The sequence below is a fragment of the Bacillus sp. AFS023182 genome (assembly GCF_002560575.1).
GTDB classification, from domain to species: Bacteria; Bacillota; Bacilli; order Bacillales; family Bacillaceae_G; genus Bacillus_A; species Bacillus_A arachidis.
The window spans coordinates 67740-87685 of the sequence record NZ_NTRO01000026.1 but is presented as its reverse complement, the minus strand read 5'-3'; the positions used below and the strand labels follow the sequence as shown (position 1 = coordinate 87685).

The 19946-nt window shown below is 34.9% G+C and carries 17 protein-coding genes; 5 read left to right on the top strand and 12 right to left on the bottom strand.

Annotated elements, in window-relative coordinates; genetic code table 11:
* Positions 1-194: 194 nt before the first annotated feature.
* From ablB to CN288_RS14315, 5 genes are read right to left on the bottom strand one after another with little or no spacing between them, the layout of a single operon-like run.
* Positions 195-1046 carry a putative beta-lysine N-acetyltransferase gene (ablB, locus tag CN288_RS14335; RefSeq protein ID WP_098302513.1) on the bottom strand — a complete coding sequence of 284 codons (852 nt, stop codon included), beginning with the start codon at positions 1044-1046 and terminating at the stop codon, positions 195-197.
* Entirely contained in the window at positions 1043-2311 is a 1269-nt protein-coding gene (locus CN288_RS14330; protein WP_098302512.1) for a peptidase, read from the bottom strand. Before CN288_RS14330 ends, ablB begins: the two co-directional genes overlap by 4 nt.
* 15 nt (positions 2312-2326) lie before the next feature.
* The gene (locus tag CN288_RS14325) at positions 2327-2989 is read right to left on the bottom strand and encodes a CoA transferase subunit B (protein ID WP_026594336.1); all 663 of its coding nucleotides are present in this window, start codon (positions 2987-2989) and stop codon (positions 2327-2329) included.
* Complete coding sequence (locus CN288_RS14320; protein WP_098302511.1) at positions 2974-3672, bottom strand: CoA transferase subunit A; 699 nt, start codon at positions 3670-3672, stop codon at positions 2974-2976. The genes CN288_RS14325 and CN288_RS14320 overlap by 16 nt, the downstream gene beginning before the upstream one ends.
* Complete coding sequence (locus CN288_RS14315; RefSeq protein WP_098302510.1) at positions 3669-4979, bottom strand: aspartate aminotransferase family protein; 1311 nt, start codon at positions 4977-4979, stop codon at positions 3669-3671. Before CN288_RS14315 ends, CN288_RS14320 begins: the two co-directional genes overlap by 4 nt.
* A gap of 970 nt (positions 4980-5949) precedes the next feature.
* Between CN288_RS14315 and CN288_RS14310 the strand changes: the two genes are divergently transcribed.
* Positions 5950-6813 (top strand): PucR family transcriptional regulator, encoded by an 864-nt coding sequence (locus CN288_RS14310; RefSeq protein ID WP_026594333.1) that lies wholly within the window; start codon positions 5950-5952, stop codon positions 6811-6813.
* 101 nt (positions 6814-6914) lie between these two features.
* Positions 6915-8018, top strand: coding sequence for an ABC transporter ATP-binding protein (locus CN288_RS14305; RefSeq protein ID WP_026594332.1), 1104 nt, complete (start codon positions 6915-6917; stop codon positions 8016-8018).
* A 513-nt stretch (positions 8019-8531) separates the two neighbouring features.
* Here the strand turns inward: CN288_RS14305 and CN288_RS14300 are convergent.
* A complete protein-coding gene (locus CN288_RS14300; protein ID WP_035415787.1) occupies positions 8532-8669 on the bottom strand; it encodes a YjcZ family sporulation protein in 138 nt (45 codons plus the stop codon).
* 251 nt (positions 8670-8920) lie between these two features.
* Between CN288_RS14300 and CN288_RS14295 the strand changes: the two genes are divergently transcribed.
* Positions 8921-9670, top strand: a complete 750-nt coding sequence (locus tag CN288_RS14295; RefSeq protein WP_026594331.1) for a DUF4397 domain-containing protein — start codon at positions 8921-8923, stop codon at positions 9668-9670.
* A gap of 40 nt (positions 9671-9710) precedes the next feature.
* On the opposite strand, the gene CN288_RS14290 is transcribed toward CN288_RS14295, so the two are convergent.
* The gene (locus CN288_RS14290) at positions 9711-10844 is read right to left on the bottom strand and encodes a BA2291 family sporulation histidine kinase (protein ID WP_090689179.1); all 1134 of its coding nucleotides are present in this window, start codon (positions 10842-10844) and stop codon (positions 9711-9713) included.
* Between the two features lie 178 nt (positions 10845-11022).
* Here CN288_RS14290 and CN288_RS14285 point away from each other — a divergent pair, with 178 nt between their 5' ends.
* Positions 11023-11415: a YueI family protein gene (locus CN288_RS14285; protein ID WP_098302509.1), complete on the top strand. Its 393-nt coding sequence runs from the start codon at positions 11023-11025 to the stop codon at positions 11413-11415.
* A gap of 57 nt (positions 11416-11472) precedes the next feature.
* Here the strand turns inward: CN288_RS14285 and CN288_RS14280 are convergent, their stop codons facing one another.
* Positions 11473-12807: a hemolysin family protein gene (locus CN288_RS14280; protein ID WP_141527974.1), complete on the bottom strand. Its 1335-nt coding sequence runs from the start codon at positions 12805-12807 to the stop codon at positions 11473-11475.
* 384 nt (positions 12808-13191) lie between these two features.
* Between CN288_RS14280 and CN288_RS14275 the strand changes: the two genes are divergently transcribed.
* Positions 13192-13680: a chromosome segregation protein gene (locus tag CN288_RS14275; protein ID WP_026594327.1), complete on the top strand. Its 489-nt coding sequence runs from the start codon at positions 13192-13194 to the stop codon at positions 13678-13680.
* A 160-nt stretch (positions 13681-13840) separates the two neighbouring features.
* Here CN288_RS14275 and hcp read toward each other — a convergent pair whose 3' ends face one another.
* The 4 genes from hcp to CN288_RS14255 form a co-directional block, all read right to left on the bottom strand.
* Positions 13841-15127 carry a hydroxylamine reductase gene (hcp, locus tag CN288_RS14270; protein ID WP_026594326.1) on the bottom strand — a complete coding sequence of 429 codons (1287 nt, stop codon included), beginning with the start codon at positions 15125-15127 and terminating at the stop codon, positions 13841-13843.
* Between the two features lie 105 nt (positions 15128-15232).
* Entirely contained in the window at positions 15233-15829 is a 597-nt protein-coding gene (locus tag CN288_RS14265; RefSeq protein ID WP_026594325.1) for a hypothetical protein, read from the bottom strand.
* Between the two features lie 398 nt (positions 15830-16227).
* A complete protein-coding gene (locus CN288_RS14260; RefSeq protein WP_098302507.1) occupies positions 16228-18078 on the bottom strand; it encodes a hypothetical protein in 1851 nt (616 codons plus the stop codon).
* Positions 18068-19879: an McrB family protein gene (locus CN288_RS14255; RefSeq protein WP_026594323.1), complete on the bottom strand. Its 1812-nt coding sequence runs from the start codon at positions 19877-19879 to the stop codon at positions 18068-18070. Before CN288_RS14255 ends, CN288_RS14260 begins: the two co-directional genes overlap by 11 nt.
* Positions 19880-19946 lie beyond the last annotated feature (67 nt).

The window sequence follows — 19946 nt, the reverse complement described above, 5'->3', positions numbered from 1 at the left end:
TATATGCCGAATTTCCGGCACCCCTGTGCGCGATTATAAGCATGACGATTCCGTTCTATTTTTCTATTTATTTCATATTACTACTTTCCCGCCAACGAGGGATAAAGTACGACTTGAATCAGTGGGTTAATCATCCCCCACTGATGATTAACCCGCTCCAATTAGACACTCTGAACTTTCAAGTAAAGAACTTACTACCCATTCATGCGAGATAAATCTTTTACCCATACATTCATATCTTCTAATTTATCAAAAATATAACAATTATTTGCTAGCCTTCCTGTGTATGTATATCCTAGCTGATGAAAAGCTGCATTCATGCCAAATGAAAGTGAACGTGCAATTGTGTAAGAACAAAAGATTGCTCTCTCTTGTAATTCTTCTTCTAACTTAATGAGTAAACTTTTCATAAGTCCATGTTTTCGATATTCCGGTAAAGTTGCACAATTCGTTAATTCTGCATTACCTTCTTTCACATTCATTTCTGCTGAAGCAGTGCTAATAATACGCCCTTCTGATTCATACACATAATAAATTGTATCTTCTTTCATCGTCTGAACAATATAGTCTGCTTCATTTAACGGTGTCGGATAAATTTCAAATACTTTTCCAAACACACTTGCCAATTCTTCTGCGTCTGCCTCTGTCGCTTTTCTTAGGATAAATTTCTCTGGAACTTGCTTCTCCTTTACTTCCTTTTCTCTCACACCATTTATAATATGATCCTCTTCAGCCCACTGAATACTATTTCGTCTTTCATCATCACGATATTTCACGAAAAAGTATGCATCATGTCCTTGAAAATAATGTGGAATTGTCGCTTCTAATAAAAAGCCAAAAGAGAGCCAAGTCGAAACATGATCTCCCTTTCCTTTTATAATGCATTTAGTGAAAGAATGCTTCTCTGCTAATTCTTCTATTTTTTGCATAAGACTTTCTACATTTCCTGTATAATGCTCTACCCGAATACGTTTATTAAAATAATCTAGCGCTCCTTCTACAGTATAGTAGTTTGTCTGTTCTCTAAATGATTCATAATATTTCATTTTTTCACCTCGCACCAGTCTAGTAATGTGCATGCAATAATTTTTGCTGCGGCAATCATTTTATCCACTTCAATGTACTCATTTGGATAGTGGGCTACCTTTGTCTCTCCTGGTCCAAATATAATAGTTGGGATTTCTGCGATTTGTGTAAACAAACCACCATCTGTCCCCCATGGTGCAGCTTCTACAATTGGATTTCTTCCTTCAATTTGAGCAAAATTATCTTGAAGTGTTGTAATGAGTACATGCTCCTCATCTAATTCACCTGGAACCCATCTTGCCCCAAACCATTCTACCTCTACTGGATATTCTTCGAACCATGGATCTACATTCTTTAATTGTCCTATCCAATTTTCAAATTCTTCTTTTACAGCCTCTATCGTCTCATTCGGTGCAACTCCACATCTTCCTTCTAAAATCAACGAATCTGGTACGGAGCTTGGCCAGCTACCACCTTCAATTTTCCCAACATTGATTGGAACAGGGATTGGAATTTCTTTATATAACGGGTCTGTAATTCGTTCATTTCTTTTCTGTTCTAATTGTCTCAAATGCTCAACAACAAACATGCTTTTTTCAATCGCACTAACTCCTTCATAACGAGTCCCACCATGCGCTGCTTTCCCTTTCACATGCAGGCGAAACCACATTGACCCTTGTTGCTTCGGGAAAAACTTCATATTTGTTGGTTCTGGAATGATAACCCCATCCGCCTTATACCCTCGCAAAATTGTTGCTAAAGTACCTGCTCCACCGCTCTCTTCTTCTATTACACTTTGAAAATAAATATCTCCTTTTAATTCAATACCCAGTTCTATAATTGCCTCCATTGCCAACATAAGAGCTACATTTCCGCCCTTCATATCCGTTGTTCCACGACCGTATATGCGATTCCCTACTTTCTCACCACTATATGGATGGTGTTCCCACTGATTCACATCACCTTCTGGTACAACATCAATGTGTCCATTTAAAATCATTGATTTTCCATCGCCGCTTCCTTTTAGTGTCGCAACGATATTTGGGCTATCTGAAAAATTCGTTCTTGGAGATACAAAATACGGATGATCTTTCATTTTTGTAAAAGAAGGCTCCCAAATATCAAGATCTAAACCTAATTCACGTAGCTTTTCAATGACAATTGCTTGCGCGCCGCTTTCATCTCCAGATACACTTTTTTCTTGAATTAATCGTCTTAAGAACTTTACACTTTCTCCTTCATGACTTTCAATATAATCACACACTTGTTTTTTTAATTGCTCCATATTTGTTAGCTCCCCTCATTCAATCACAAGTAAATTAGAACTCACATGAAAAGATGCCTCCGTATTTTGTTTTACATCCTCAACTGTATAAGGACTCATTAGCTCTTGTAGTATTAATCCTTCAGATGTAACTTCTATTACAGCCATATCTGTAATAATTAAATCCACGCACTTTTTCGACGTTAATGGAAGCGTACATTCTGAAACAACTTTTGCATTTCCATACTTATCAACGTGATTCATCACAACAACAACCCGTTTTGCTTTTTGCGCTAAATCCATCGCTCCGCCAATACCAGGAACCCGTTTCCCCGGAACAATCCAATTTGCTAAATCTCCTTTTTCACTTACTTGCAGTGAACCAAGTATTGTCACATCAAGCAAGCCTTTTCTAATCATTCCAAATGCTGTGCAGCTATCAAAATAACTTGCTCCTGTAATGAGTGACGTCGGCAATCCAGCCGCATTACACAAATTTTCATCTTCATTTCCTTTACTTGGCGTTGGCCCCATTCCAACGATGCCGTTTTCCGCATGGAACATAACATGTATATCTTCTGGTAAATGGTTAGGTACAAGAGAAGGAATACCAATCCCTAAATTAACAATCATTCCATTTTGAATCTCTTTCGCAGCACGCCTTGCAATCTTATCTCTTACTTCTACTCCCATACCCATTTCCAATTCACTCCTTCCGACGGTACAATATAATCTACAAAAACACCTGGAACAACAATTTCCTCAGGATCTAAACTCCCAAGTGGTACGATTTCTTCTGCCTCAACAATTGTAATATCTCCAGCCATCGCAACATGCGGATTCATGTTACGAGCACTTTTATCAAACACAAGATTCCCAAACGGATCCGCCTTCTTCGCATATACAATCGATACCTCTGCAGTTAAAGCTGTTTCCGCTAAATATGTTTTTCCGTTCATCTCAATTGTTCGCTTTCCTTCCTCCACAATCGTATCTACGCCGACATCGACAAGAATCCCGCCAAGTCCAACACCACCAGCGCGAATCCTTTCTGCTAGCGTTCCCTGAGGTGAAAACTCAATATGTAATCGCCCCTCATTTAACTGTCTTCCTGCATTTGGATTTGAACCAATATGTGAAGTAATTAATGATTTTACTCGCTCTTTTGTTACAAGGCGGCCAATCCCTACATCTGGAAACCCTGTATCATTTCCGATTAAATGTAAATTTGAAATTTCTTTATCTACAATAGCCTGTATTAATGATGGAGGAGAGCCAATTCCGCCAAATCCCCCAAACATTAACGTCATATCATCATGAAATAGCGAGATAACGTCTTCAATTTCTTTTAATTTTCCAAATGTATTTGTAATGGTTATCATACGACACTGTGACCTCCTTTTTGCATCATCTCTTCCACACTTTTCGCAAAAATCTCAAGTAATTCATCTAACTCGGAATATGTAGTTGTCATCGGCGGTGCAACAAGCAACGCACTATCCTCTTTTCCTGCTTGCCCTGATACAGCTTGATATAAAAGAAGTCCATTTTTCGCCGCGACTGAAATGAGTTCAGACGCTTTTGTAAACGGTTGCAATTCTACTCCAATCAAGAATCCTTTTCCGCGCACATCTGCAATAATTGTCGATTGCTGCTGAACTTTTTGCAAACCTTTTATTAAATATTCTCCTTTTTCTGCTGTTTTCTCAGGCAGGTTATGTTTCTCCATGTATTCAATAACCGCTAAAGCTGTCGCGGCTGACAATGGATTGGCACTAAGCGTATGCCCGCTCATCACAGAGCGTGACCCTCTTAAAATCGGTTCCATCACACGGTCACTCACAACCGTCGCGGCCATCGGTGTATAACCAGCACCTAGTCCCTTTCCTAGCGTCATGATGTCCGGCTCCACACCCCAGTGCTCCATCGCAAACCAAGATCCAGTACGTCCAAGACCTGTCATAACTTCATCAGCAATCAATAAAATATCATAATGACTGCAAATATCTTTAATGACCTTATAATATTCTTTCGGTGGTACAATTGCACCGCCTGCTGCGCCAATAATCGGTTCCGCTATAAAAGCCGCAATATGTTCTGCACCAATTCGCTCAATTGCTCGTTCTAGCTCAGTCGCGCAAGAAAGCTGACACGTCGGATATACTTTCTGCACCGGACAACGGAAACAATATGGTGCTGGTACAGTTGGGTAATCTTCTAAAATAGATACAAATCGCTGACGACGAAGTGGATGCCCCGACATTGATAAAGCTCCCATTGTAATACCATGATAACTCATCCAGCGTGACAAAATTTTATGTTTTCCTTGAATACCGCGCTCTTGAAAATGTTGAATCGCAATTTTCATAGCCGTTTCATTTGCTTCCGTACCACTATTCACAAAGAAACTCCAGTTTAAATCTCCTACACTTAAATCGCTTAACTTCTTTGCTAACTTCTCAGCTGGTTCGCTCGTAAACTGTGAGCGATACACAAAAGCAATCTCCTCTGCCTGCTTTCTAATCACTTCCGCAATCTCTGTTACGCCATGTCCGATACCTGCCGTAATCGCTCCTGACGAACCATCAAAATATTTGTTACCATTTTGATCATACAAGTACACACCTTTTCCATGTGAAATCATTGGATACGGCTGACCAACAAGTGGCTTAATTAAGTAATCGCGCATAGCGCTCCCCCATTTCTCCAATTTGTATATATATATGAAGAAAATTGACGTTTCTTTCATAAAAAAGAATCCTCTGCAAGCGCAGTGAATTTATCAAAAAACTATTATAAAATATACAAATGATTGCTAAAAATTAAAATAAAAAAATGAAAATTCAGAAACACAACAAAAGACTAACCTTTTATCCTTCTTAAAAAATCCTCCCCCCTATAAAAAACATGCCTAAAAAATATACTACCTAATTATTTTTTCACCATACCATCAGCTTCGCTCAATTGCTGACATTGTGTAAACTTCGACGAAACTCCCGTCAATTTCCTTCCTATTTATTTAGTTTAGCCGTCATATTTTTCAACAAAATTAGACAAATTTTTCAAAAAGAAACCTCCTATGATTACTCAATCATAGGAGGTTTCTTTCATATATTTATTTTTTAAATTTTCGTCATCTATTTATTTCTATTAAAAAACATGCTTTTATTGCATTTTACAAAATATTTTTTACTGAGAAAAAACAAATTTGCTAATCCTCTGTATGAGGTTTCTCCTCTTACAGAGCACCTCCATCTATAGCACTCTCCCAACATGATTGTGTAACGCTGCTAGAACAATATTTATCTTTTTTGATAGATGTTCATCACCGCGTGTTACAACCTTTCTTCAAGTTGTTTCAAAAATAATTCACCTTGTTCAGTGATCACGACCTCAATAATAATGAATTTGGGAGTGAACTACACACCACTTAACACCCTTTCTCACCGCAACTACATTCTTCTCCATGATATATTGTTATATAAATAACACATTAAAACATGATATCATGTTGTCATTACCATTTGTTATGGAGTATTCCATTACAATTTTTTCTTCTGCGATCAATTTTCTGATTCTTTTCAAAATTTACAGGCGTTTTTATTCATAGCTGAATAATATAATTCTATTTATCTCATAAAAAGAAAAGGAGTGTTCCTATGATTCAACAATTAAAAACATATTACGGTAAAGATATAAAGATTAATGAAGCCGTATTGTCTGAAGAGTATAGGTGGTTTTTATTTGAAGGAAACAAAGTAGGGATTCGTAAATCCCGCTTACACCAAAAGGAATGTCAATTACTTTCATCAATCTTAACACCCATTCATACTGATACAATGTATAAAACAGAAAAAGAAAAGTCTTGGTATGAAGCGTTATATCAAAATAAGGATATTCCTATCGTGTCTGTTCGTTTCTTACATTTTTTCACAAATCAATCTATAGTAGAAAGAGAAGAATTTCAAGATGCTTTAGAATCCATGTTTTCTTTCTCCACTACAACGATATGGGAAACTTCTCAAGCAGGCGTTCTCGTCTTAGAAGAAGATATATCGGAATCTATATTACAAATAGCCCTTGATACATTAGAAGCAGATTTTTTTATATCTCTATCCTTCTTTATTGGAAGACACTATACGCAAACAAATGAAATTGCTCGTCTGTATCAATGGGAGCGAAATTTATTTTCTTTTCTTTCTCCCTATTTATCCAATAAAATTACACACATTGAACAACTACTCCCCTATCAATTACTAATCTCATTACCAAAAGAAGAAAGAGAAAAGTACACGTATCAATTATTAGCACACATTTTAAATGACAAAGAGCTAATCGATAGTGTTAAAGTATTCTTCCAATGTAATTTAAATGTATCACTTGCAGCGAAACAATTATATTTGCATCGCAATACCTTGCAGTATCGAATTGATAAATTCATTGAGAAAACGGGAATTAATATCAAAACATTTGAAGGCGCTGTAGCAGTTTATATGGCATTTCTTTCTTTAGGCATCTCATAAACTTGCATAAAAACCTATCATTTTTTTGTGCAACCTGCCAATTTACCTACACTCTTAAAAAAACTTATAATTCAATTAATTCAAAAAAGGAGTGAGTAATCTTGGCAGAACTTGTATTGGATCATATTTTTAAAGTTTATGATAATAAAACAACTGCTGTTTCTGACTTTAATTTACATATTGAAGATAAAGAGTTTATCGTATTTGTCGGTCCTTCTGGATGCGGAAAATCAACAACTCTACGTATGATTGCGGGTCTAGAAGACATTTCTGATGGTTCATTTTATATTGATGGAGAACGTATGAATGATGTTGCGCCAAAAGATCGCGACATTGCGATGGTATTTCAAAATTACGCACTATACCCACATATGTCTGTTTATGATAATATGGCGTTTGGCTTGAAACTACGCAAACTTCCAAAAGATGAAATTAATCGCCGCGTAACAGAGGCTGCGAAAGTCTTAGGACTTGAAGATTACTTAAAACGAAAACCAAAGGCATTATCAGGTGGACAACGCCAACGTGTTGCATTGGGAAGAGCTATCGTTCGTGACGCAAAAGTGTTTTTAATGGATGAACCTCTATCCAATTTAGACGCAAAATTGCGCGTAAGTATGCGTTCTGAAATCTCTAAACTTCATCGCCGGTTAAACACGACTACTATCTATGTAACACATGATCAAACAGAAGCAATGACAATGGCATCACGCCTTGTTGTTATGAAAGATGGTGTCATCCAGCAAGTTGGTACGCCAAAAGAAGTATATGATGCTCCTGAAAACATTTTTGTTGGTGGATTCATTGGTTCTCCAGCTATGAATTTCTTTACTGGAACATTAAAAGATAACTATTTTCATATCGAAAACATTCGTTTTAGAATACCAGATGGCCAACTAAAATCATTAAAGAAAAAAGGATATAATGGAAAAGAAATCATACTCGGTATTCGTCCCGAAGACATTCATGATGAACCAATTGTTCTTCAATCTTCTCCTGAATCAACTGTCGAAATTACAGTTGAAGTCGCTGAATTATTAGGTGCTGAGACGATGATTCATGGAAAACTTGCAAGTCAAAACTTTGTTGCACGAATCAACGCTCGTTCAGAAATTAAAGCTACCGATAAGCTTCCATTAGCTTTTAGTTTAACGAAAGCACACTTTTTCGATGTTGATACAGAACAACGTATACAAAATCAATAGATATATTTGATTATAGTATAAACCATTTTTCTTCCTGTCCTTTCTGTACGATTTACCTAAGAAAGGGCAGGAAGATTCTTTTTGATATTTTATTTTTTTACAAGTATTATATTTAATCCTTTTCATTTTTTATTGCAAACACCTAACGCTCCTCTTATGTTTCATTTCCATTAACTTTTTTAGCTATCCCTTCTTTATCTCGTTATTCGCGAGCAGTAAGGCTCTACCCTAATGTGCAACATAGATACAACCTTATGTAATCTTACACATACTTCCATTCAATGTAATTTCAAATTTTTAAGTACATATTTAACAATTAATTTCACAGCTTCTGGTAACCTTTACCATCGTTAGTTTATCCCACTGCAACTTCTACATTTATTCTTTTGTGTTAAAATGTTGCAAGACCTCGTGTTCCAACTGATATTTGAACTACGAGTTTATATGAAAATAAAAAAGAAGGAACCGATTAACGATCATTAACCAGTTCAGCATGACGCCCTTTATCGGTGATTATCGAACCCAACATGCCCCAATAATGATTAGTAAAATAAATAATACAACAACCAACGCAAATCCAGAACCTGTACCGCAACCTCCGCCGCCATAACCGTATCCACAGTAACTACCAGGATATCCATATCCCCACATAATTTGTTTCACTCCCTCCGCCACTTAAAAATTAATTTTCCTTAATAAATTATGTAGGCCAACTATCACTTTGTATGTGCGTTTGCCTATAAATCAAAAAATCCCTAGCTCAGCTAGAGATTTTTATATGCGTAAAATGTATGACATCACATACAACATCCGGTCCCGTTTTCATTTTCCGAATCATTTTTGTTGCATAAGCTCGTTTCCGAAATGCATATAGTGATAGTGATAAAAAAGGAGGAATTTACATGGCTCAACCTGAAATTGAAAAATATGGACAAGAAGCAGTCCTGTATGAACAACTTGCTCGTTACTATCAATATACCAATCCCAAAAAATACATGGAATTATATATGAAATATCATAGTGCGATTACCAAACTCGTATATGCGTATGAAAAACGTGATTCTCAAGAGGCAACATTGCCATCCTATATGAGAATATTTCACGCTTCTCCTCATACACCAGCTATTGATTTTTTAGTAAACGGACAGAAGGTAATTAAAAACATTTCTTTCAAACAATACAGCCCTTATTTGTCTTTAGCTCAAGGGCAGTACCGAGTTGATCTTGTTCCTGTTGGTAGCGAAACACCTATTTTCTCAGCACTTGTTCCTATGATGGGCAACCACTCCTATACGCTTGCAGCAATTAGTACTGATACACATATACAATTGCAACCAATGCTTGATAATACACCTTTACAATCTGGTCAAGCAAAAATAAGGTTTTCACATTTTTCACCTGATACTCCTGCTGTTCACATATCTATAAAAGGTGGGGATCATTTATTTGAAAATGTCTTATTTAAACAAATAACAGATTATTTACAGGTGAGCCCTGGAACAGCTGATATTGAGATCTCTCTTGCTGATACTAAAGAGGTTCTTATAACCATTCCAGATGTCAAAGTAGAGCCAAACACAATTTATACATTCTCATTAGTAGGCTATTCGAATCAATCTCCAAAGTTAGAAGCAGTGATTCTTACAAATTAGAAATTCTACACCATCCCCGTTGGTGTAGAATTTTTTCTCTTTACTTTTGAAATGAAATTTGAAATTCTGTCCATTCTGTATTAGAGTGACATGTAATTAATCCATTATGCTTCTCAACAATTTGTTTACATACAAATAAACCGATACCCGTTCCTAATTTCTTTGTCGTGACAAATGGTTCAAAAATCGTTTCAATACTTTCTGCTGGGATCATTGGGCCATTATTTTTAATAACGATATGAATCCTTTCTTCCTCTTCACATACATCGATAATAATTTTACGATTTTCTTTAATCACTTCGAGAGCATCGATTGAGTTCATTAAAATATTTAGAAAAACTTGTCTCACTTCACTACGGTATCCCATAAATGAAATAGGATACGGTAAGTTTTTTTCAATTGAAACATTCGTATTAACTAAACTTGGATATAAGAAATGAATAATTTCATGAAACAAATCATTTAGCCAAAATCGCTCAGACTCATTCCACATTTCTTTTTTTGAAACGAGTAAAAATTGCGAAATACGAAAATTTAATTGATCCAATTCATGTGAAATAATATCCAAATATGATAAATTCGGATGATCTAATTTCAATAATTTCACAAACCCCATAATTGAGGTTAATGGATTTCGAAACTCATGAACAAAACTAGCTGACATTTGTCCTAAAATCGTCAACCTTTCTTTATGTGTTTCATTTATATATTGCTGTTTTTCTTCTAAATTTCTCGATATAATTTCCGAATATTTTAAAACCGTATAATAAATCAATCTGTCAAAACAAGTATGTATTTTTGTTATAATTGGTTTTAGCTCACGAGCCTTTACATCTAATTCGCACATTGCTTCAAATAGTTCATTTCTTCCTACATTCGCGTTATAAACAAAATCTCCAATATTTGCGTCTGCCCCCGCCCGCTCAATTGCCATTTTTTCACATAACGGTTGTAGAAGAGTTATATCCCTTTCTTCCATAATAAGTTCGACAATTAACTCTAATACATTCTCACCGTTTCGTGTTACTTCTTGTTTAAATGGATCTTCTTCGGAGATTATCATTTTGTTTTTCCAGTTCTCTACGAATTGATGCCTATTGTTTTTCAAGTGCGAACAAAATACTTCTTTAATATCCTTATCGATTGGAAAAACCCCCATTTCCTCCATTTCCATGCGACGAATACCCTATATATTTTGAATATTAACACAAAAAACAGATTTCGTTAAGAGATTGTTGTCACATTTTGTTAATTTCTGTTGATAAAGTTAATTTGAATATGGTATTTGAAATGACTTTTTTTGCATACTTTTCATTTCTTGCGTACAATAAGATATGAAAGGTGTGAAAAATATGGTAAATAAAAATGTGGATGATTATCTCCAAGAAGGCATTCATGGCCAAAAGCAAAACAAACCAGAAGAACGCAATATGTACTTAAACACATTGCGTGAGCGTGTAGAAATCGCTTTAACGATCGGTCAAGTGATGCAAAGCAACGTTTATACTGAAGTAGCTAACAGTATGCGCACTTCTCAATCATTACAGCTATTTGTAAACGGCAGCATCTCTTACCCACATTTATCAAAATACATTAAATTAGCAAACGAAAAAAATGTACCTTTTACAATCATTCAAAATAAAGGTACACATACACCAATTGGTTTAGTTCTTGCACACAGTACAGCGGTAGATAAAGAACAAATTTATGTTGAAGATACTATTTTTAAACAAGAGATGGAATAATACACTATAACCAAAAGGTACACTTGCTTAAACAGCAAGTGTACCTTTTGGTATTTTTTAAGAACTTACCTGTTCCTGTAATGATATTGGCTGCTCGGTTTCTGAAATTAGAATGGGAACTACTCGCTTTGTCACTTCTATTTGCTTAATGTAGTGACCATCCAATTCCTTAACACAAAAATTATAATCTTCAATTTCAACAATGTCATCTTCTGAGATTTCTAAGTGCTTTGTTAAAATCCATCCACCTATTGTATCAACGTCATCATCATCAATTGATAAACCTAATAATGTATTTACTTCGCTAACAAGTACTTTTCCTTCAAGAATTGTTTTCGTTTCACTAATATGTTGAATTTCTGGTTTTTCATCTATATCAAATTCATCTTGAATATCACCAACAATTTCCTCTAATATATCTTCAACCGTTACAAGACCTGATGTCCCACCATATTCATCAATTAATATAGCAATATGTGTACGCTCTCGTTGCATTTTTAGAAATAAATCATGAACTGCTATCGATTCAATGACAAGTATAATGGGGCGAATATACTGCTGCACTGTTTCTTTACTAAAAGCACCATGTTTCACAAAATCTGTGAAAATATCTTTAAAGTTTACAAAACCAATAACATGATCCTTATCCCCATCAACAACTGGGTATCTTGTATATTTTTCATTGGACATTTTTTGCAATGCTTCTTTAACAGACATATCTTTATCTAAAATGTGCATTTCTGTCCGCGGGACCATAATTTCTTTTGCAATACGATCATCAAATTCAAAAATTTTATTTACATATTTAAATTCAGATTGATTAATTTCTCCATTCTTATAGCTTTCTGACACTAATAACCGTAATTCTTCTTCTGAATGGACTCCCTCGTGCTCTTTTGCAGTCTGTAAACCGAATATTTTTGTTACATATCGAGCTGAACCATTTAAAAGCCATATGAACGGAAAAGCAATTCGATAAAAGAAAATAAGCGGTTTCACAACAAGTAAGCTCACTTGTTCTGCTTTTTGAATTGCCAATGTTTTGGGTGCTAATTCTCCCACAACAACATGGAAAAAAGTAATGAACATAAACACTAGAGTCACAGCTAAAACATCAGCAACCTGGGGAGGCACTTCCCATCTTGCAAAAAGCGAGTCAAACATGTGCTTTATCGCCGGTTTTCCTAACCATCCAAGTCCAAGAGCTGTAACTGTAATCCCTAATTGACAAGCTGATAAATACTCGTCTAAGTTTGTAATGACTGTTTTCACAGAAGCTGCACGTTTATTCCCTTCTGCAATTAAAAAATCGATGCGTGAACTTCTTACTTTCACAATTGCAAATTCAGCCGCAACGAAAAATGCAGTTAAGGCAATCAAAACAATCACCATACTTATACTATATATGTCCAAATACGTTTCCTTACTTACCCTGTAAGCAAGGAAGCCACCTCCTACTAAATTTATTCAAACAAAAAAGCTCTTCTTATCATCTTACAAGTTTCTACATTCGCTATCACCTTTTTATACATTATATGCATACATAAAGAGGATATTTATATTTATGATAATCTAATTATCTTCTTTCCGTCAAACAGGAGTAATTTCTAAAAAGAGACATTTTTTTCTCTTTTTAGAAATATTTATATGTTAAAAAACTAATTTTCGTGAAAAAACACTTTCTTTGCCGATTCCTCACTTCTTTTGTCATCCATGCAGGGAAGAGGCTTAGTACCTCGAAATCATTCAACAGGATATATATAGGAGGGATTTACCTTGGAATATAAAACACCCATTATTGCGAAAAAGTTAGGTGTTAGCCCAAAGGCAGTGGTTCGGATTGCACAACAATTGAATCTCAACATAGAAAAAAACAAATACGGTCATTTTATTTTTACTCAAGACGACTTAGATACAATGTTAGAGTTTCATCGTTCTCAAATAGAACAACCTTCATCCCCAGCTACCATTTCACAAGTAGAACCATCAATTGATTTTGATCAACTTGTTACACAATTAAATACAATTACACACCGTTTAAATCGTATAGAAGAACAACTGCATGATAAAGCAGATGATGTCGTCAATTACCAATTGCTACAACATCGCAGAGAAATGGAAGAAATGATGGATAGAATTCAAAAATTAGAAGCTGCCCTTGAGAAAAAAGAACAAATATACATTACACCTGATATCACGCCAACATATGAACGAGAAGAAAAGCCGAAACGTCGTAAAATGATTTTAAGTATATTCGGATTTTAGTTCTTTCCCAATCGTGTGTTCGCGCATGAAAATTGACTCCCCCCGGTCAATTTTCATGCGCTTTTTTACTTATTCTTATCGGTGCGAAGAATAAAGCGCTCCACTGATGGAAAGTTCACTTTATACAAAAAGGATGTCTCATTACAAGACATCCTTTTTGTTACGATAACATCATATTCATATCTTCTGCTGCAGTTGTAATAAGTTTTAAACCAAACGTTTCTTGTAATACATCAAGCACACCAGGTGAAATAAATTCAGGTGCCTTTGGTCCAATACGAATATCTTGAATCCCGAGACTAAATAACCCAAGTAAAATCGCAACCGCTTTTTGTTCAAACCACGATAAAACAATACTAACTGGCAATTCATTCACTTCACATTGAAAAGCATCAGCTAAAGCAGCTGCTATTTTTATTGTAGATATAGAATTATTACATTGCCCTAAGTCAATGTAACGTGGAATTTCCGTACCTGGCACAACACCATAATTCACATCATTAAAGCGGAATTTCCCGCACGATGTCGTTAATATAACTGTTTCTTGCGGAAGTGACATTGCTAATTCACGATAGTACTCTCCACCTTTACCTGGTGCATCACAACCTGCGATAACAAAGAAACGCTTAATTTTCCCTTCTCTTACCGCCTGAATGATTTCTGGTGCTAATGATAATACTGTATTATGATGAAAACCTGTTACCAGCTGTTCATCCGACTCCATATGTACTTCTGGAAGTTCTAGCGCTTTATGAATCAATGGTGCAAAATCATCATTTTCAATTTTCTGTACACCCTCAAGGCCTGCAATATCATATGAAAAGAAGCGATCAGAATACGATCCTTTAATTGGCATAACACAGTTCGTTGTAGCCAATATTGCACCAGTAAACTTTTCAAAGAGGCGTCGCTGATCATACCATGCCTTACCAATATTTCCTTTTAAATGTTTATATTTTTTTAGCTGTGGATACCCATGCGCTGGTAGCATTTCCGAATGAGTATAAATATTAATTCCTTTTCCTTCTGTTTGCCTTAATAATTCCTCTAATGCAAATAGATTATGGCCAGTAACAACAATTGCCTTACCTTCTACACGGTTTTGTGTAATTTGAACAGGCTCTGGAACACCAAAATAATTCGTATGTGCCTCATCTAACAGTTCCATTATCCGTAAAGCTGATTTCCCAACTTTCATAGCCATATCAATATGTTCTTGTTCATTAAAGTTAGAATTTGTTAATGTCATATATAACGCTTCATGAGTCGTAGCGTCCACAAACTGATCTGTATACCCAAGCTGTGCAGCATGGGTACGATAAGCCGCAATTCCTTTTAATCCAAACACAATTGTATCTTGTAAACTCGCAATTGTTTCATTCTTCCCGCAAACACCCATTACTTTACATCCGCCTGTTGGCGTTTGTTCACATTGATAGCAAAACATATCATCCCACCCTCTCCTAATCAATCATTACAACTAAAGCGTAATATACATGAAGAAAAAAGGATGTGATATCAATCACAATAATTTGTAAAAATTTGTGACACTTCACCTTGTTAACATAATGTTTTTACTGTTTTCTTTGATTAATGCCTGTGCATGAGCATTCCCTTGAATAATATCCCGAAATTCTTTTAAAGAATACAAATGCGTTACTCCTTTTCGAGCATGAATTCGAACAGGCACCCCCTGTAATGCATCATGAAAAGGAAATGGGTCATCAATTGGTTCAATTGGAAACCCTAGTGTAAGTAAATACATATACATTCTTTTTGTAACAACAGCAATATACCACTCAGCTTTCATTTCCAAAGCATGTATAAATAAAATAGCTGTTAACCTTTTGAAATGCCCTCTTCCACGCGACGTTTTCGCAATGCTTAACTTTCCAATTTCATAAACATTTTTTAATCCTTTCACCAACTCATTTTTAGAAAATGGATAAAAAAACTCAGAATTAGATTGTTCAGGTGTCGTATATCGAATACATTCTACTGTACCGATATATTGCCCGCCTTCTATTAATAAAAATCGTGATGGATTTAAATTACGCTCTACAAACATTAAATCTCTCTCTTCACAAAAATCTCCCCACAGTTGCTCGAACCAAAAATGTTCTTCCTTTGTTTGAACACGCTGGAACATATTTCCCCGCCTTTCCCATCGCCGTTCTAGTTTTTGATAACGCTTTCACTATCTATCATATAAGAACAAACCTTCGTATGCAACCTAAAACTATTCACTACTTCATTACATATTCTATAAAATAAAATCTTCTCCTATTCAAGTTTTAGACTTATAAAAAATTTTTACAAGAATAAAAGATGCTTTATATTTATGCTAGACTCTCTTTACTTATAAAGTGTATGTTTAACATTTCATATAAAATACACAAATTCACTTCACCTACATAAAAAGCCCACTTTATAAGAAATAGGGGCCCATTACCCACTATTACAGGCGACGAACCCCTTTATTTTTTCAACATACCGAGACAATGCACGTTATTTTTTCAAAATAATCCCTTTTTCAGTGCCGTCTTTTTATGTTACTACCGTTTTTAGCCATTTCTCAAAAATTTGCACAAGACCATGCTTTCCAGCTAATTTTTCTTCTCCTTGCTTTGTTTTATATGGATATAATTGCAGAAAGATTCCGCAACCTGCTTCTATTTTCTTCCCATGCATATGACTGCCTGGGTATACACAAATCACTTCATGGATCGCCCTTCGGTGAAAAATATGTTTTCCATCCTGTTCTTCTACATATTTAATAGACCAATATTTATACATCTGTTCTGTTGCTTTTGTATTGCCTACGGGCTGAAAAATATTAAACATGGGGCTATATTTCACTTCAATAATAATAGAAGACTGGTACTCATAGCGCTCTCCTTGTTTCACATAACAATCTAAACGAATGTCTGGTTTTTTCGTGTCCTCTCCATTATAAAAATGGCTACCTTTACTAAGTGCAATGAGTGGATGTGTTTCAATAAGGTCATTAAACGCTACATGTATTTGGATATTTTCACGATTTAAAACAATTGTCGTACCGTCTTGTAAACCATCTAAGTAAAAATAAGTTTGAATTTGTTCGAGAAGTGGAATATCATCTTTAAATTTTAATTGTTGCAATATAGAAATGATGATGAAAAATGCATAATACTCATACACTAAAAATGTTGGTTTATAAACAAATAATAATGCTGGAGATTGTTGATTATAACGTGGTAGAAATTCTAAATGATATAATAATTGCCGATGTGTAACAGGTAAAGCATGCATAGTTATATTTGTTTTTTCAGAAATCCCTCTCCAAAATGAAGAATTCAACAAATTTTGAAAGTACAGTATAGCTTGGTGTACAATATGATTTAAAATTTTATACTCTTGTATTTTCACAGATGCTTTCCGCAAGTCTGCCTCTTTTAACAAATGAATATTTCGATATTTTTGCTTCTCCCTGTCCGTTACAGATCCATTTCTTTCAATAGTATGCATAATTATTTTCACAGATTGGAATTCCTCTTTTTTGGTCTGTATTGTTCCTTCTAGTATTTCAATTGTTTTGTGTAAGAAAGCCTGAGCTTCAAGCAAATATTGATAAAATTGTTTCGTTGTAAATTTTAGAAAGGCATTCTCTAAACTATTTGTTTGTTCGATAAATCTACGATTATAATACTTAGCAGTAAGCTTTTTCTCCCTCATTATTACACTTTTCATCGTTGCTTTTCGTTCTCGTACCTCCCAATCATATCTATCTATATACTTCGTGTTCTCTTCAACTTTTTTATATAGCTGTTTTATTTTTTTCATTTTTTGTGGTAGCATGCGAAGTAACATTAAATAAGAAGAATCTTCAATATCAATTAGTGTTGAAAATGTCTTTTTATAATAACCACGGTCTAACATAATTTCACTTAAAATTGATTTTACATAATTTTGAATCATTTCAAATTGATCATCCAAAAAATTTTTGGGGACAATTTGAAACGCTCCATAATATACATCTTCTTCCACTTGCACCTCGAAATGATACAAGCCGCAGCGCCATGGATAAAAAAAGTCTGTTTTTCCATGTTCATATAATAATACTTTTTGTTTTTTTTCATGCAATTCATATTGCCATTCTTTCTTACCCTTTTGCCCTTCATACACTTTATTCCATACAAAAGTGACACGGACTGGTTTTTGATAATGTAACATCAAACGTAATGCTTTTAATTCTTGTACTTTATAAACACAATGTGTCATTGTTGTCGTGTATTTACAAAGGCGATTCAGAAATACAAAGTCTCCCTTTCCCTCTGTTCCAATAATTAATTTTAATACAAACGGGAGCTTATCATTTGTGTCTACAATTTCCGTCTCGTGCTGCTCCTCATTTTGCATACCCATACAACTCCAATTCACGCCGTTTTTGCCTTATATAAGCTAGAGAATGTTCGAATGCGGAGACACAATTTGCAAGTGGAGATTGTAATAACGCTACTAACGATCGTCCTTTTTTCTCATCATCACGAAGAAGTGAACCAATTGTCACCTCCGTACCTCGTAATTTTGTTAAAATACGTTGTTTCACTTGTAAATCAAAACCTTCTTCTCGGCTAATCATATATGATTGAGTATCTTTTTGGGGAATGTTTTGCAAATAAGTTGCAATCGCAGCAGCACATCGAAAAGAAACGCCTTTCGATGCGTCATGTGATGATATTAAATCATGTAATTTATCTAATAACTCTAATTCTTCTTCCGAAAACACATCCATCATCTCTTTATTTCGTAACCAATTTAGACGAAATTCTCCGGTTGTCACTTGTAAGGGCGGAATTTGTGTCCCTTTATTTTGCTGCAGATTTATTTCACAAAATGGAATTTTTTGAAGCGTAATGAGATTTGCCCGATCTAATAAGCGATCCGATAACTCTTTCGTTGTTTCATCAAAATTCACAGTCCCGATAAAAATAATATTTTCACCAATTTCAATTTTGGATGGAACTTCATTCTCTATCCCAGTCCGTTCCTCATATAAAGAAAGAATACGATTTTTCTTTTCTAATTGAAGAATAGATAAAAATGGTGTAAACCAATGCTCAATATGTGACATATTCATTTCATCAAATACAATCATATAAAGTTGATTCGGATTCTCATTCGCTTTTAATAATGTTCGAATTAATTTCGTTTCACTCTCGATATATGTTCCATTTGGATGAAGATAGCCTAGTATATCGTGTGGTTCTTGATAAGATGGAGAAATCGGAATCCATAACAATTCTTCCCCATATGTTAATCCTAATGCTTCTGCATATGCCTGCACCAAACGTGATTTTCCGATTCCTGGGATTCCAGCAAGAATTGTTAATAGATTTGTTTTTACACTAATATGAAAATTAAAAATATCCGTTGCATCTAAATACAAGTCTTTATTATTGATGACATCCTGTACATATTGTATAAATGTAGATTCACGCTCATTCCATTCTGTTTCTTCTTTTTGCACTTTTATGTCCACTACTTCCACCTTTTTTCCCTCTTCTAGAATTTTCTTTAGAAGCTGATCATACATATTTTCTCGAACAAAATACAAATGATCATCCGCTTTCACTTCTATATATTTGGTCCAATCATCCATTTCGATATATTTACATTCTTTTTTTTGTTCGCAATACGCGATTGAACTAATGGATGATTTTAAAGATAAATTCCCATATAATCTTCCTTCACACCATAACAACTGTGGTACTTCAAAGTCGTGTGGAAATTTAGGAATAAGAAAAGATAAAAATCCATTCCCTAGTTTTCGCTCTAACGACTCTCTCTTTTTATACCCGGCTAATCTTGGCGATGGGATGATTTTATATGCATTCGCAATTTCCCGCTGCTCTGTACATATTAATTCAACGTACAAATGCCCTCTTTCATAATAAAGTCGAAACAATACTATTTGTCTTTCTAACCCTTTTTTCTTTAAATCCGCAAATATTCTCTCATTTTTTTTGTTGGCATATAGCCCTTCAAACAAATACGTTTCATTTTCAAATTGTGATTTCAAAACAGATGGGATTTGTGAAAGACATTGTACAGAAAAAGTATCTTTATTCTCCTCCTGACTTTCAACAAATTTCCCAAGAAACCTCATATGATACATCCGTTTTATAAAACTTGGGTGGAGAGCTTTATGTAGCTTCACTATACTCACCTTCTTTTTTTCATACTATTTTTATTGTATGAACTGCAAAAGAAAACTAGAAACAAAA